The organism is Streptomyces sp. MS06 (assembly GCF_047200655.1).
Classification (GTDB): Bacteria; Actinomycetota; Actinomycetes; order Streptomycetales; family Streptomycetaceae; genus Streptomyces.
Window position 1 is genome coordinate 1 of record NZ_JBJZOJ010000019.1, and the last position, 14,666, is coordinate 14,666.

Below are 14,666 nucleotides of genomic sequence, written 5' to 3' on the forward strand. Positions count from 1 at the left end.
TGAGCACCACTCCGTGGTGGCTCCCCGGCGGCCCCCCGCCGTACGCCGACCCGGTCCACCGCCCGGCAGCGCGCTCCCACCACCGCCCCAGAGCACCGGCGTTCTCCGCCGACGCAGCTCTTCCGCACCCCACGAAGGAAGCCGCACGTGTCCCACGCCAGCGCCCCCACGCCCACCGGCACCCGGTCTCCGGCGGACCGGCCGCCGGCGCCGACGCCACGGCGCGCCCGACGGGGCAGAGCGCCCCGGCGCGCACGGACACCCCTGCTGTTCTGCGCCCCGTTCCTGCTCCTGTTCGCGGGCATGTACCTGGCACCGATCGTGTACGCCGCCGTCAGCAGCCTGTACACCCTGCACCGCTCCGGGCTCGGGCTCACCGCCCCGACCCGGCGGTTCGAACCGCTGGCCAACTACGCAAGGGCCTTCCGGGACGGCGCGTTCACCGGATCGCTGGAGCGGGTGGCCCTGTTCGGTCTGGTGCAGGTGCCGGTCATGCTCGGCCTGGCCCTCGGGCTCGCGTTGCTCATCGACGCCAGGTCGGCCCGCGGGAAGGGCTTCTTCCGCCTCGCCGGCTTCGTCCCGTACGCCGTTCCCGGTGTGAGCGCGGCACTGATCTGGTCCTTCATGTACTCCACCGACTCCAGCCCCGTGAACCGACTGCTCGAACCGCTCGGTGTGACCGTCCCGTTCTTCGACGACGGTCTGGCGCTGTGGTCGGTGGCCAACATCGTCACCTGGAGCTGGGCCGGCTACAACATGATCATCATCTACGCGGCTCTCCAGGCCATTCCCGGCGAGGTGCTCGAGGCAGCCCGGATGGACGGCGCATCCGGGCTGCGGATCGCCTGGAGCATCAAGGTTCCCGCGGTACGCGGAGCCCTGGTGCTCACCACGGTCTTCTCGGTCATCGGCTCGGCGCAGCTGTTCAACGAGCCTGCCGTCCTGCAACCCGTCTCCAGCGGAGCCATCACCTCGACGTACACGCCCATCATGGCCGCACAGAATGCCGTTGCAGCCGGCAACTACCCCTACGCGGCGGCCCAGTCGGTAGTCCTCGCGGTGCTCGTCGGCGCCGTCTCGTTCACCTTCTTCAAGGTCACCAGCCGAGGAGAGTCCGCATGAGCGCCCCCGGTACGACCGAGCAAGCCGCGGCCCGCGCGGCCGGCAGCCCTCCGCCGGCGCCGCGCGTGCAGCGCCCGCCTGCGGCCGGCGGCCGGCCGCGGCAGCCGCGCGGGGGTACACGGGCCGGACGCCGGGGCTCCGCACCGGGCCGCGAGGCGACCTTCGCCGGCCGGGCCACGGTCACCGCACTGCTCGGTCTGTCCGCCGTCTACTTCCTCTTCCCGCTGTGGTGGCTGCTGGTCTCGGCGACCAAGCCGTTCGGTGCGCAGTTCAGCGGCAGCGGGCTGTGGTTCGACGGATTCGACCCCTGGGGCAATCTCGTCCGGCTCGGCTCGCAGGACGGCGGGATCTTCTGGCGCTGGATGCTCAACAGCCTCTTCTACTGCGGTGTCGGGGCGCTGCTGGGAACGCTGTTCTCCGCGCTCGCCGGATACGCGCTGGCCAAGTTCGACTTCCCCGGCCGGGGCGCCGTCTTCACCCTGGTACTGGCTGCGGTCCTGGTGCCCAAGGTGCTGTTCACCCTGCCGCTGTACCTGATGTTCTCCGGCGCCGGACTCATCGACAACCCGCTGGCCGTCCTGCTGCCGAGCGTCGTCAGCCCGTTCGGTGTGTATCTCGCCCGGGTCTTCGCCGTGCAGACCGTCCCGGACGAGGTCCTGGAAGCGGGCCGGCTGGACGGCGCGAGCGAGCTGCGCATCTTCCGCAGCGTCGCCGTGCGCATGCTCCTGCCCGCCCTGGTCACCATCTTCCTGTTCCAGTTCGTGGAGATCTGGAACAACTACCTGCTGCCCGCCATGGTTCTCGGCGACGACCGGCTCCAGCCGGTCACCGTCGGCCTGGTGGGCTGGAACGCCAGCCATGTCGCGGTGCCTCCACCGCTGGTCGTCATCGGATCGCTCGTGTCCGTCCTTCCCCTGCTGCTCGCCTTCCTCGCCCTCCAGCGCTTCTGGCGCGCGGGCATGACCGCCGGAGCCGTCAAGTGACCCTGCGCCCCGAACCGTCACCCGCCCGGCTCGCCGCCCCCACCACCGGCGCCGCTCTCACCCGCACGGACTCCGTCCTGCTGCGCAGGGGCCGGCCCCACCGCGTCCTGTCCGGTTCGCTGCACTACTTCCGCGTCCATCCCGAGCAGTGGGCCGACCGGCTGGAGCGGCTGGCCGCGCTGGGACTCAACACCGTCGACACCTACGTGCCGTGGAACTTCCACGAGCGCGCACCGGGCGACGTCCGCTTCGACGGCTGGCGCGACCTGGAGCGGTTCGTCCGGCTCGCGCAGGACCAGGGCCTCGACGTGATCGTCCGCCCGGGTCCGTACATCTGCGCCGAGTGGGACAACGGCGGGCTGCCCGCCTGGCTGACCGGCACTCCCGGCATGCGGCTGCGCACCTCGCACCCGCCGTTCCTGGACGCCGTGGGCCGCTGGTTCGACGAGCTGATCCCGCGCGTCGCCGCGCTCCAGGCCGGCCGCGGCGGCCCGGTGGTGGCGGTGCAGATCGAGAACGAGTACGGCAGTTACGGCGACGACGCCGGTTACCTGCGCTGGATCCGCGAAGCCCTGACCGCTCGTGGGATCACCGAGCTGCTCTACACCGCGGACGGGCCCACCGAGCTGATGCTCGACGGCGGCACCCTTCCCGGCGAACTGGCTGCCGTCACCTTCGGCTCACGCCCCGAGCAGGCGGCAGCTCTGCTGCGCGCGCGCCGGCCCGACGAGCCCTTCTTCTGCGCGGAGTTCTGGAACGGCTGGTTCGACTACTGGGGCGAGAAGCACCACGTGCGGGACGCCTCGGACGCCGCCGGGACCGTGGGCCGCATCCTGGACGAGGGCGGATCCCTCAGCCTCTACATGGCGCACGGCGGCACCAATTTCGGCCTGTGGGCGGGCGCCAACCACGACGGCGAACGCCTCCGGTCGACCGTCACCAGCTACGACTCCGACGCACCCATCAGTGAACACGGTTCCCTCACCGCCAAGTTCCACGCCCTGCGCGAGCGGCTTGTCGATCCGGGCGCGCCGCCCCGCCCGCTCCCCGCGGATCCCGCCCTGCTGACACCCCGGACCCTGCCCGTCACCCGCGGCGCCGCCCTGCTGGACGCGCTGCGCGCGACCGCGGAGCCGGTCGAGGCCCCGCTGCCGCTCAGCTTCGAGGAGCTCGGCCAGGCGTCCGGGCTGGTGCTCTACGCCGCCAGGCCGCGCATCCCCGCCGGCGAGCACGAGCTGACCGTGACCGGCCTGCACGACCGGGCGCACGTGTTCGTGGACGGCGCCCTCGTCGCCGTACTCGACCAGGAGACGTCCTCCTGCCCGCTGAACGGCACCGGTCGCCAGGTGCGGTTGGAGCTGCTGGTGGAGAACCAGGGGCGGATCAACTACGGTCCGCTGCTCGGCCAGGGCAAGGGCGTCCTGGGCGCGGTGCGCGTCGAACGGCGGCTGGTCCACGGCTGGAGCATGCACCGGCTCCCGCTGGACACTTGGACGCCCGCAGACCTCGCCCGCGTCGCCTCCGCCGCACCGCCCGGTGGGACAACGGGCTTCGCCACCGCCCGCCTCCCTCTGGACCGGCCCGCGGACACCTTCCTCGCCCTGCCCGGCTTCGCCAAGGGCTTCTGCTGGGTCAACGGCGAACTGCTCGGCCGCTACTGGGAGATCGGCCCGCAGACGACTCTCTACCTGCCCCGCCCCTTCCTGCGCAGCGGTGAGAACACCATCACCGTGCTGGAACTGGAGCGCCTCGCCGACCGCATCGAGCTGCGTGACGGCCCCGCCCTCGGGCCCACGGAGGAGTACGTCGAGACCTTCGACCAGACAGCCGACCCGACGGACGAGAGCCGTCCCCGACCGTCGCCCGCCTAGGAATTCCGCACCGCGCTGCACAAGGAGCCTCCTGTCATGCCCCTCTCCTCCGCCTCCGCCTCGGACTCCGAGGCCGAGTGCCACACTGCCCGCGAGATCGCCTCGCAACCCGACTGCTGGCGGCGGGCCGCCGCATCCGTCGCCGACCACCGTGCGGCCCTGCCCCGCGCGGGCGAGCGGGTCGCGGTCGTGGGCTGCGGCACCTCCTGGTTCATGGCTCTCGCCTACGCCGCGCTCCGCGAGGACGGCGGCCACGGGGAGACCGACGCCTTCGCCGCCTCGGAGTTCCCCGCCGGCCGCCGCTACGACCGCGTCGTCGCCATCACCCGTTCCGGAACCACCACCGAGGTCCTCGACCTGCTCGGCCGGCTGCGCGGCGGGGTGTCCACGTCGGTGATCACCGCGGACCCCCGCTCCCCCGTCGTGGGGGTCGCGGACAACCCGGTCGTCCTCGACCACGCGGATGAGAGGTCCGTGGTCCAGAGCCGCTTCGCCACCACCGCGCTGGCCCTGCTCCGCGCCCATCTGGAGGAGCAGGGGGCGCTGCCGGCGGGGGTACGCCCGCTGGCGGAGGCCGCCGCCCACGCCGAGCTGGTCATCGGCGAACCCCTGCCGGAGGCGTTCCTCGCAGTGGAGCAGGTGTCCTTCCTCGGCACCGGATGGACCTACGGCCTCGCCCTGGAGGCCGCACTGAAGATGCGCGAGGCGGCCGGGGCCTGGACCGAGGCATACCCCGCGATGGAATACCGGCACGGCCCCATCAGCGTCACCCGCTCCAACCGTGCGGCCTGGGTTTTCGGCCCCGCGCCACGGGGCCTGCTGAGGGACGTCCTGCGGATCGGCGGCGTGTACCTGGCCGACTCCGGGAAGGGCGAGGAGGCGATCGACCCGATGGCCTCCCTGGTCCGCGCCCAGCAACTGGCCGTCCGCACCGCCCGGGCGCGCGGTCTCGACCCCGACCTGCCCCGCAACCTCACCCGCTCGGTCATCCTGGACCAGTGCGATGACTGAGCACCCCGGACCGTCCAAACACCCCGGGCCGTCCGAGTACGACGGGCCGTCCGAGTACGTCATCGCCGTCGACGTCGGCGGGACGTCGATCAAGGGCGCGGTGGTGAACCGGGCCATGCGGCAGGTCGCCCGCCTGCGACTGCCGACCCCGCGCGGCGAGGGCCCCCGAGCGGTGGTGGACGCGGTGGCCGAGGTGCTGCGCCGACTGGCCGAGCACGCTCCCGGGGCTGCTGCCGGCGTGGTGGTGCCCGGAATCGTGGACGAGCCGTCCCAGCATGCGCTCTACTCGGCCGCCCTCGGCTGGCGGGACCTGCCGCTGGCCGCGCTGCTCAGCGAGGTCACCGGCCTGTCCGTCACGCTGGGGCACGACGTGCGGGCCGGCGGCATGGCGGAGGCACGGCTCGGTGCCGCCCGCGGCGCCGACGACGTGCTGTTCTGCGCCGTCGGCACCGGCATCTCCGCCGCCCTGCTGCTCGACGGCCGGCCGGTCTCGGGCCAGGGGTATGCCGGTGAGCTCGGTCATGTCCTCACCGACCCCGCGGGCACGGCCTGTGCGTGCGGAGGGTGCGGCTGCCTGGAGGCCGTCGCCTCGGCCGCCGCCATCGCCGCCGCCTACGGTGCCCGCTCGGGCCGCGCCGTCACCGGCGCCGCGCAGGTGGCCGAACTGAAGGCAGCGGGCGACCGGGGGGCCGAAGAGGTCTGGAACCGCGCTGTAACGGCACTGGCGATGGCCCTGACCTCATCCGTCTCGTTGCTCTCACCGCAGGTCATCGTCATGGGGGGCGGGCTGTGCGAGGCCGGTGAACTGCTCCTGGGTCCGCTGCGGCAGCAACTGGAGCAGCGCCTCACCTTCCACCGGCGCCCCACGGTGGTGCGGGCCGCCCTGGGCGACCAGGCAGGCTGCCTGGGGGCGGGGCTGCTGGCCTGGGAGACCGAGGAGGGGGCATCCGAGCCCGCCGCGTGCACGGTCGCCTGCGGGGGTGCGCAGTGATCCTCACCGTCGCCCTCAGCGCCGCTCCGGACGCCGCTCCGGACGCCGCTCCGGACGCCGCTCCGGACGCCGCTCCGGACGCCGCTCCGGACGCCGTTCTTGACGCCGCTCCGGACGCCGTTCTTGACGCCGTTCTTGACGCCACCCGCAGCGTCGCGCCGCCGACCCGGGACGCCTCTCACCGCGTGCTGCGGGCGGACCGGCGCGCCGGCGGCGGGGAGACCGACGCGGCCCGCTTCAGCCCGGTCCGCCGCCGCGGCGCCCCACCCCACGGCAGGCGACGTCGCCCCTGCGACCTGCCGGCGCTTCCGTCCGCTCACCACCGTGGAGAAACCTGATGCCTCTCGTCGCCACCGACGACATCGTCAACGCCGCCTACGCGGACGGCCGGGGCGTCGGCGCATTCAACGTCGTCCAACTGGAGCACGCCGAAGCCATCGTCGCCGGCGCCGGGCGCGCCGGACAGCCCGTCATCCTGCAGATCAGCGAGAACACCGCCCGCTACCACGGATCCCTCAGGCCGATCGGACTCGCCTCGCTGGCCCTGGCCCGCGCCGCCGAGACACCGGTCGCAGTCCACCTCGACCACGCCGAATCGGCCCGACTCGTCGAGCAGGCCGTCGAACTCGGCTTCACCTCGGTCATGTTCGACGCCTCCCGGCTGCCCTACCGGCAGAACCTCGCCCGTACCCGCGCCGTCACCGACACCTGCCACCGCGCGGAGGTCTTCCTGGAGGCCGAACTGGGCGCGATCGGCGGCAAGGACGGCGCCCATGCTCCGGGCGTACGCACCGACCCCGACGAAGCCCGGCGGTTCGCCGCCGAGACGGCCGTCGACGCCCTGGCCGTCGCGGTGGGCAGCTCCCACGCGATGCGCACCCGCACCGCCCGCCTGGACTTCGACCTCATCGCCCGCCTGCGCGCCACGCTCGACATCCCCTTGGTGCTGCACGGCTCGTCAGGCGTGTCCGACGGCGACCTGGCCAAAGCCGTCGCCGCCGGCATGACCAAGATCAACATTTCGACCCATCTCAACAAGATCTTCACTTCGTCCGTCCGCAGCGGCCTCGCCGCCACCCCCCTGGCGACGGACCCCCGCCACTACTTCGGCCCGGCCCGGGGTGCGGTCTCGGCCGAGGTGACACGACTGCTGGACGTCCTTGCCGGCAGCTGACCTCACCGGTCAGCCCGCCACGCGGCCCGATCTCCCGTCGGACCCCCCAGACCGCCGGCCTCACGCCCCACGTGAGGCCGGAAGACCGGAAGGAACCACTCATGTCCACCACCCGCAGAAGAAGGATCAGCGGCGCGCTCGTCGCGGCGACCCTCGTCGCGGCCGGCAGTGCCGTGCTCTCCACCCCGCAGCGGTCGGCCGCCGCCGCTCCCACCTACACCGTCACGGTCGGCGCGAAGGGCTCGTGGAGCCATCCCGACGACACCCCGGCCTACCCGTACATCGACAAGGACGGCACCTTCTACTACCAGGAAGCGCATTCGCTGTACGGCGCGAACGACAGCCGCCAGTGGAACTTCTACACCGGGACCGACCTCGACTCCGCCGGCCGGTCGTCCGCGATCAGCGACTCGGGTACGAACGCGGACACCACGGCGTTCTGCAACAACAGCCCGACCGGCGTCGACGCCACCTACGCGCCGTCCGGTTCGGGCTACGCACAGCGCAACTACTGCGACCTGGCCGGTGTCTGGGTCGACCCGGACACCGGAACCTGGTACGGGCTGGTGCACAACGAGTTCACCCCGCAGCCCTTCGGCGACGGCGTCCACTACGACGCGATCGACTACGCCGTCTCCACCGACCAGGGCCGCAACTGGACCATCGAGGGGCACGCCATCACGTCCCCGTACAGCACCGAGCGCGACGACACCGCGGCATTCCCGCACCAGACGTACTACTACGGCGACGGCGACCAGCGGCTGTTCGCCGACACGGCCTCGGGCTACTTCTACGTGTACTACGGCTCGCGCGTGGTGGACAAGAACGGTGGCTGGAAGGCGTTCTACGAGCATGTGGCGCGCGCACCGATGGCCTCGAAGATGGCGCCCGGCTCATGGCAGAAGTGGTACGACGGCTCCTGGTCCCAGCCCGGCACCGGCGGCAGGGAGAGCAACCTGGTCCCGGTGACCGCCGCCGACACCACCGGCTACACGCCCGTCTCGCAGGAGTACAGCCCGGCCACCACCGGCACCACCGACCAGCAGATCGCCGCGGGCACCGCCCCGCCGACCTCGCCCCTGTTCGTCATGGACATCACCTACGACGCCTACCTCGGGCTCTACATCGGCGAACCGCAGGCCGTCGACCAGTCCGGCAACGCGCCGCAGCAGTACTACGCCACCGACAACCTCGCCACCCAGAAGTGGACGCTGATCGGCGACACCGGTAGCTACACCACCGCCTCCTGGTACCGCTGGTTCCTCGACAGCGCCAACAAGACCAGTTCCACCGTCGTGGGCAAGAGCTTCCGCTCGTACTGCTCCTTCGGCTGCTCCGGCGGCTCCTCCTCGGAGTACGTCGACGTCACCATCGGCTCCTCGGCCCCGGCCCCCGCGCCCTTCGACCCCGCCAAGACCTACCGGATCAGCAGCGCCGGCGGCCGCGTCCTCGCGCAGGTCTCGGGCAGCTCCGCCACCACCTCTCTCGCGTCCGCCACCGGATCGGGCCTGGACGCCTGGACGTTCGCCGCCGACGGCGACGGCTCGTACCGCATCGCCAACTCGGAGACCGGCGCCCTGCTCGGCGTGGCCACCACCCCCTCCTCGGGCCGCACCTGGGGGACCCGGCCGACCGCGACCGCGGCCGGAGGCGGCGGACCCACCGTCGGCCAGCAGTGGTTCGTCATCCCCGGCACGGCATCCTCCGACGGCGGCGCGACCGGCACCTACCGCCTGGTCAACCGCTACAGCGGCCTGGTGATCGGACTGTCCGCCACCTCCGGACGCCTCGCCGAGACCACGCCCACCCGGTCCTGGACCGACACCGGCGGCAGCGGCGTCGGCGGGTCCCGCTCCGCGGGCGAGCAGACCCTGACCGTCACCGCGGTCGGCACGTCCTCGGGCTCGCTCGACGGCTCCCACACCCTCACGGCCTCGGGCAAAGCGCTCGACGACCCCGGCCACAGCACGACAGCCGGAACCCAGCTCATCACCTGGACGGCCAACGGCGGCACCAACCAGACCTGGCAGTTCACCCGGCAGGCGGACGGCTCGTACCAGCTCGTCAACGCCGAGTCGGGTCTGTGCGCCGACGTCGAGGGCGGCTCCACCTCCGCGGGCGCCCGGGTCATCCAGTGGACCTGCACCGGCAACAGCAACCAGCACTGGAACCCCGTCCACCACTCCGACGGCACCTACACCGTCACCTCCGCCAAGAGCGGCCTGGCGCTCACCACGGCGTCCACCAGCGACGGTGCCCTGGTCACGCAGCAGGCGGACACCGGATCCGCACTCCAGCGCTGGAGCCTCGGCTAGAGGACTGGTGAAGATCTTGCTGTGGGGCCGCCGATCGGAGGCCCCACAGCCGGTCGGCGGCCCGGGAGGACATGCACGACATGGATCCCGAGGTCGTCGGCCTCGACGCTCGCGGGGAACGGAGCCCCTTCGCGCAGGGGCACGACACAGCGGTCGCCGTCACCCGGTCACCGTCACCCGGTCACCGTCACCCGGCTGTACGGCCCGCTCCCGCCGGAGGCCCACGAAGCGCCGCCCGCGATCCGGACACGAGAGGTGCGGCTCGACAGCACCTGGGCGGCCACGGACGAAGGCGAGGAGAACACTCTCCTCGCCACTCTCAACTTATAGCGCGACGGGGGGCTTGCCGCAAGGCCCGGGAGATGGCGCAGAATCGTCGGCCGATGCCGGCACGACGTGCGGGAGCCGTCGCAGGGGCAGGCGTACGGGCGGCGCGGCCGACCGGCTCGGGAGAAGGATGGGCGACCTGGGATGAGGACGTGCTCGACAAGAAGTTCGGCGGAGTCGAGGGTGCCGGTGACACGACCGGCCGACGCGGTGCAGCGGAGCACGGCAGGCCCGGAGGTGCCGCGATGACGGATCAGTACGCAGTGGACCGGTACGTGGTGGATCTGCAGGACGTCGACGGGACTCAGGTCGCGCTCGTCGGCGGCAAGGCCGCCCACCTGGGCGAGCTGTCGCGGATGGAGGGCGTCCGCGTACCGGGCGGCATCTGTGTGACGACGGACGCCTTCCGCCGGATCGTGGCGGAGGCGCCGTCGCTCGGCGACCGGCTCGAGCGGTTGTCGCGCCTGAGCCCGGACGACCGGGAGGGCGTCCGCACCCTCAGCGCGCGGATCCGTCGGACCATCGAGGGCGTCGCCGTCCCGGGCGACGTCGCGGCGGCGATCACCTCGGCGCTCGCCCGGTTCGGCGAGCAGTCCGCCTACGCCGTCCGATCCAGCGCGACGGCGGAGGACCTGCCGACGGCCTCCTTCGCCGGCCAGCAGGACACGTACCTGAACGTCGTGGGGAAGGCGGCCGTCCTCCAGCACGTCCGCCGCTGCTGGGCCTCGCTGTTCACCGAGCGGGGCGTGGCCTACCGCCGGCGGAACGGCGTCGACCACCGCACGGTCCACATGGCGGTGGTCGTGCAGCAGATGGTCCTCCCGGACGCGTCCGGCGTACTGTTCACGGCCGACCCCGTCACGGGCAACCGGACGGTCGCCACCGTCGACGCCGGCTTCGGCCTCGGCGAGGCCCTGGTCTCCGGCCTGGTGGACCCGGACGTCTTCAAGGTGCGGCACGGCGAGGTCGTCACCAGGGACGTCGCCGCCAAACAGCGTGCCGTCGCCGCCCTGCCGGCCGGCGGTACGCGGCTGGTGGCGCTCGACTCGCGGCGGCGGGAGCAGCCGGCGCTGACGGATGCCCAGATTCTGCGGCTCGTGCGGCTCGGGCGGCGGATCGAAGCGCACTTCGGCCGCCCGCAGGACATCGAGTGGTGCCTCGTCGACGACGGATTCCGGATCCTCCAGAGCCGGCCGATCACGACGCTGTTCCCCGTCCCCGCGACCGTCCCCGAGACCGGCGACCGGGAGAACCGCGTCTACGTCTCCGTCGGTCACCAGCAGATGATGACCGACCCGATGAGGCCGCTGGGGCTCTCCATGTGGCGGCTGACGGCCATGGTGCCGATGCACGAGGCCGGTGGGCGACTGTTCGTCGACGTCACCCGGCGCCTGGCGGCACCGGCGAGCCGCGCCGCCCTCCTGGACGTCATCGGGAGAGGCGATCCGCTGATCAGGGATGCCCTGCAGAGCGTCCTCGACCGCGACGATTTCGCCCTCCCGGTCCCGGACGCAACGCCAGGCACTCGGGAGGCGGGCGGGCCGAAGCCCGGCGGGCCCGCGGCCGGTGGCGCGCGCGCACCGGTCGAGCTCGATCCGGCCGTCGTCGGCGAGCTGATCGAGCGCAGCCGGGCGTCGCTCGCCGCCCTGGAGCGCGGCATCCGGACGAGGACCGGACCGGCGCTCTTCGACTTCCTGCTGGACGAGGCCTTCGAGGAGCACCGGCGGATCCTCGGTGACCCGCTGAACATCCAGGCCGTCATGGCGGGGATGGAGGCCACGTGGTGGCTCAACGACAGGCTCCACGAGTGGCTGGGCGAGAAGAACGCGGCCGACACGCTCACGCTGTCCGCCCCCGGGAACGTCACCTCGGAGATGGGCCTGGCACTGCTCGACGTCGCGGACGTGATCCGCCCGCGGCCGGAGGTCGTGGCGTTCCTGCAGGGAGTCGAGGACGACGGGTTCCTGGACGGGCTGGCTGAGCTCCCGGGTGGAACCGAGGCGCGCGAGGCCATCGAGGCCTACCTCGACCGGTACGGCATGCGGTGCGCCGGCGAGATCGACATCACCAGGCCGCGTTGGCGCGAGCGCCCCGGCGCACTCCTGCCGGTGATCCTCGACCACGTCCGGAACTTCGCGCCCGGCGCCGCCGCGCGGCGCTTCGAGCAGGGACGGCGCACGGCGCGGGAGAAGGAGCAGGATGTGCTGTCGCGCCTGCGGGCGCTGCCGGACGGCGAACGGAGGGCCGACGAGGCCAAGCGGATGATCGACCGGGTCAGGGCCTTCATCGGGTACCGGGAGTACCCGAAGTACGACATCGTCAGCCGCTACTTCCTCTACAAGCGGGCCCTGCTGGGGGAGGCCGAACGCCTCGTGCGGGAAGGCGTGGTCGGCGAGGTGGAGGACGTCTTCTACCTGACGTTCGAAGAACTCCGCCGCGTCGTGCACTCCCACCGCGCGGACGACCGGCTGATCCGGCAGCGCCGGGAGGCGTTCCGCTCGTACCACGCGCTCACCCCGCCCCGGGTGCTCACCTCGGACGGCGAGGCCGTCTCCGGGGCGTACCGGCGCGACGACGTGCCGGCCGGTGCCCTGACCGGCCTGCCGGTCTCCGCCGGGACCGTCGAGGGCAGGGCCCGCGTCGTCCTCGACATGGCGGAGGCCGATCTCGAAGCGGGCGACATCCTGGTCACGCCCTTCACCGACCCCAGTTGGACGCCGGTGTTCGTCGGAATCGCGGGCCTGGTGACGGAGGTGGGCGGTCTGATGACCCACGGCGCGGTGATCGCCCGGGAGTACGGTCTGCCGGCGGTGGTGGGCGTGGAGCAGGCCACCCGGCTGATCCGGGACGGGCAGCGCATCCGCGTCCACGGAACCGACGGGTACGTCGAGATCCTTCCCTGACCGGGGGCGGCGGGACGATTGTGCGTCCCGCCGCCGACTCCGGCGGCTACTCGCCGGCCGCGCAGTCGCCCAGTGCCGTGACCGCGCTCTGCACCTTGCCCGGCAGGGTCTTCAGGTCGGGGCTGCGGTTGTTCCTGGCACCGTCGGCGAGACCGTCGTAGACGGTGCCCAGTTGCTGCGCGGCCTTCTTGGCCTTCGGGTTCTCGATCTTCTCGGCGTCGGCCTGGAACCGGTCGGCGGCGTCCTGGAGATCGGCGGCGGCCTTGTCCCGGTCCTTGGCGTCGGCGGACAGCTTCTTGCCGACGGCGGTGATGTCGTTCATCGTCGCCCGGCAGGGCCCCCCCTTGCCCGGGTCGGTGGCGTAGACGCTCGGGGGCGTGCTCGCGCCGGCGCGGGACGCCCCGGAGTCACCGCCGGAGCATCCGGCCGCGGCGAGCAGCGCCGCAGCCGTCAGCCCGAGAGCCGCCCACCGCCGTGCCCCACTGTCCGCCATCGCGGTCGTCCCCCCTCGTCGTGGTGTTCCGGCCGACGGAGTTGATCACACCGCAAGACGGGAGTCAACACCACGTCAACTGGCAACCAGCGTTCCGCAAATTGACCGTTGCCTGTCAAAAATTTCCGTACCTGCGCCATTCCGAACGGTTCGGCGGAGGCGTGCATCGCGACCGGCGACTACAAGAAGGACTTCCTCACCTCCACACCGGTCGACTTCACCACCCACCAGGTCCTGGACATCAACGTCTGGGAGTTCGACGTCAACCTGGCCAAGGCCATCGGCTACTCCCTGGTCAGCGACTTCATCGGCTGCGCCAAGCACTTCGACCTCACCAGCAGCGACTGCCTGTGGGCGATCGGGTCCCTGGTCCTTCCGGCCGCGCTGAAGGCGGTCGCCAAGGGCGTCTACGCGCTCCGGGCCGCCATGGTCATCGGTGACATCGCCGGGATCGACGCGGGCCTGAACGTGCTGACCCAGCTGTCCAAGGACGCCGTCATCAGCTCGGCGACCTTCAAGCGCCTGCGCAACATGGCCGAGTTGGCCCGGTTCAAGAACCTGCCGAAGATAGCGAACGAGTGCATCAGGCACAGCTTCCCCGCGGGTACGGGCGTCCTGATGGCGGACGGAAGCGTCGAGGCGGTCCAGGACGTACGGGTCGGCGACACCGTGCGGAACGCCCGGCCGGGCGGAGCCACCGAGCTGCACCGGGTCGAGCGGACCTATGTCACCACGGACGACACGGAGTTCACCGACCTCAGCGTCCGGACGCTCACCGGCGAGAGCACGCTGACGAGCACGCAGAACCATCCCTACTACGACCTGACCCGCCACACCTTCGTCGACGCGTCCCGGCTCGCACCGGGCGACCGGCTGCAGACCGTCGGCCTCGGTCTCGTCACCGTGGTAGGCGTCCGCAACCGCGTCGACCGGATGGTGACCTACGACCTCACCATCGAGGGCGTCCACACCTACTACGTGATGGCGGGCACCGCTCCGGTCCTCGTCCACAACGTGCTGCAGTGCCCGACGGACGTGGCGCTCGGGCTGCGGGACGAACGCGCGGACAAGTGGGCGGAGGCCAAGAACATCACGCACTACATGGGCGACGCCTACCGGGACAGCTGGATCGGCTACGTGCGCGCGGCCATCGACGACAACCCCGACACCGTGATCCACGTGTACACCGAAGGGTTCAGCGGCGGGTTCGAGGAGTCGGCCGCTCGTGGACTGCAGCCGGGGGCGAAGGCGACCGAGCAGGAGATGGGCTGGATCGCGCGGGCGATCATCTCCAAGAGGAAGGCCTGGAGTAAGATCAAGTTCTATGACCACACCGGGCCCATCGACGTGCCCCAGCCGGACTGGAAGGACCCGAAGTTCGCCAGGGCCTGGGCGCTGGAGGACCTGGAGCCCTGAGCGAGGGGACCCGCACCGGACGACCCGCGTTCGTCGTCCACCGGCGAGAACGGAAGAGGC

The 14,666-nt window shown here is 72.0% G+C and carries 10 protein-coding genes; 9 read left to right on the forward strand and 1 reads right to left on the reverse strand.

Annotated elements, in window-relative coordinates; genetic code table 11:
- The first annotated feature begins 147 nt into the window (after nt 1-147).
- From ACL02U_RS12715 to rph, 8 genes are all read left to right on the forward strand, one after another.
- A complete protein-coding gene (locus ACL02U_RS12715; protein ID WP_412790864.1) occupies nt 148-1,122 on the forward strand; it encodes a carbohydrate ABC transporter permease in 975 nt (324 codons plus the stop codon).
- The gene (locus ACL02U_RS12720; protein WP_412790865.1) at nt 1,119-2,105 is read left to right on the forward strand and encodes a carbohydrate ABC transporter permease; all 987 of its coding nucleotides are present in this window, start codon (nt 1,119-1,121) and stop codon (nt 2,103-2,105) included. Before ACL02U_RS12715 ends, ACL02U_RS12720 begins: the two co-directional genes overlap by 4 nt.
- On the forward strand, nt 2,102-3,976 hold the full coding sequence (locus ACL02U_RS12725) for a glycoside hydrolase family 35 protein (RefSeq protein ID WP_412790866.1): 1,875 nt from the start codon (nt 2,102-2,104) through the stop codon (nt 3,974-3,976). The genes ACL02U_RS12720 and ACL02U_RS12725 overlap by 4 nt, the downstream gene beginning before the upstream one ends.
- Before the next feature lie 36 nt (nt 3,977-4,012).
- Nucleotides 4,013-4,987, forward strand: a complete 975-nt coding sequence (locus ACL02U_RS12730) for an SIS domain-containing protein (protein ID WP_412790867.1) — start codon at nt 4,013-4,015, stop codon at nt 4,985-4,987.
- Complete coding sequence (locus ACL02U_RS12735) at nt 4,980-5,978, forward strand: ROK family protein (protein ID WP_412790868.1); 999 nt, start codon at nt 4,980-4,982, stop codon at nt 5,976-5,978. Before ACL02U_RS12730 ends, ACL02U_RS12735 begins: the two co-directional genes overlap by 8 nt.
- A 337-nt stretch (nt 5,979-6,315) precedes the next feature.
- Nucleotides 6,316-7,152: a class II fructose-bisphosphate aldolase gene (locus ACL02U_RS12740; protein WP_412790869.1), complete on the forward strand. Its 837-nt coding sequence runs from the start codon at nt 6,316-6,318 to the stop codon at nt 7,150-7,152.
- Nucleotides 7,153-7,253: 101 nt separating this feature from the next.
- Nucleotides 7,254-9,467 (forward strand): RICIN domain-containing protein, encoded by a 2,214-nt coding sequence (locus tag ACL02U_RS12745; protein ID WP_412790870.1) that lies wholly within the window; start codon nt 7,254-7,256, stop codon nt 9,465-9,467.
- A gap of 572 nt (nt 9,468-10,039) precedes the next feature.
- On the forward strand, nt 10,040-12,697 hold the full coding sequence (gene rph / locus ACL02U_RS12750) for a rifamycin-inactivating phosphotransferase (protein ID WP_412790871.1): 2,658 nt from the start codon (nt 10,040-10,042) through the stop codon (nt 12,695-12,697).
- A gap of 46 nt (nt 12,698-12,743) precedes the next feature.
- Here the strand turns inward: rph and ACL02U_RS12755 are convergent, their stop codons facing one another.
- On the reverse strand, nt 12,744-13,190 hold the full coding sequence (locus ACL02U_RS12755) for a hypothetical protein (RefSeq protein WP_412790872.1): 447 nt from the start codon (nt 13,188-13,190) through the stop codon (nt 12,744-12,746).
- A 108-nt stretch (nt 13,191-13,298) separates the two neighbouring features.
- Between ACL02U_RS12755 and ACL02U_RS12760 the strand changes: the two genes are divergently transcribed.
- Nucleotides 13,299-14,606, forward strand: a complete 1,308-nt coding sequence (locus ACL02U_RS12760; protein ID WP_412790873.1) for a Hint domain-containing protein — start codon at nt 13,299-13,301, stop codon at nt 14,604-14,606.
- Nucleotides 14,607-14,666: the final 60 nt, after the last annotated feature.

What these genes read in the sequence shown, in the direction of transcription:
- ACL02U_RS12720 (WP_412790865.1), top strand. Translation starts at nt 1,119, where the DNA reads ATGAGCGCCCCCGGTACGACCGAGCAAGCCGCGGCCCGCGCGGCCGGC.
- ACL02U_RS12730 (WP_412790867.1), top strand. Translation starts at nt 4,013, where the DNA reads ATGCCCCTCTCCTCCGCCTCCGCCTCGGACTCCGAGGCCGAGTGCCAC.
- ACL02U_RS12735 (WP_412790868.1), top strand. Translation starts at nt 4,980, where the DNA reads ATGACTGAGCACCCCGGACCGTCCAAACACCCCGGGCCGTCCGAGTAC.
- ACL02U_RS12740 (WP_412790869.1), top strand. Translation starts at nt 6,316, where the DNA reads ATGCCTCTCGTCGCCACCGACGACATCGTCAACGCCGCCTACGCGGAC.
- ACL02U_RS12745 (WP_412790870.1), top strand. Translation starts at nt 7,254, where the DNA reads ATGTCCACCACCCGCAGAAGAAGGATCAGCGGCGCGCTCGTCGCGGCG.
- rph (WP_412790871.1), top strand. Translation starts at nt 10,040, where the DNA reads ATGACGGATCAGTACGCAGTGGACCGGTACGTGGTGGATCTGCAGGAC.
- ACL02U_RS12755 (WP_412790872.1), bottom strand. Translation starts at nt 13,190, where the DNA reads ATGGCGGACAGTGGGGCACGGCGGTGGGCGGCTCTCGGGCTGACGGCT.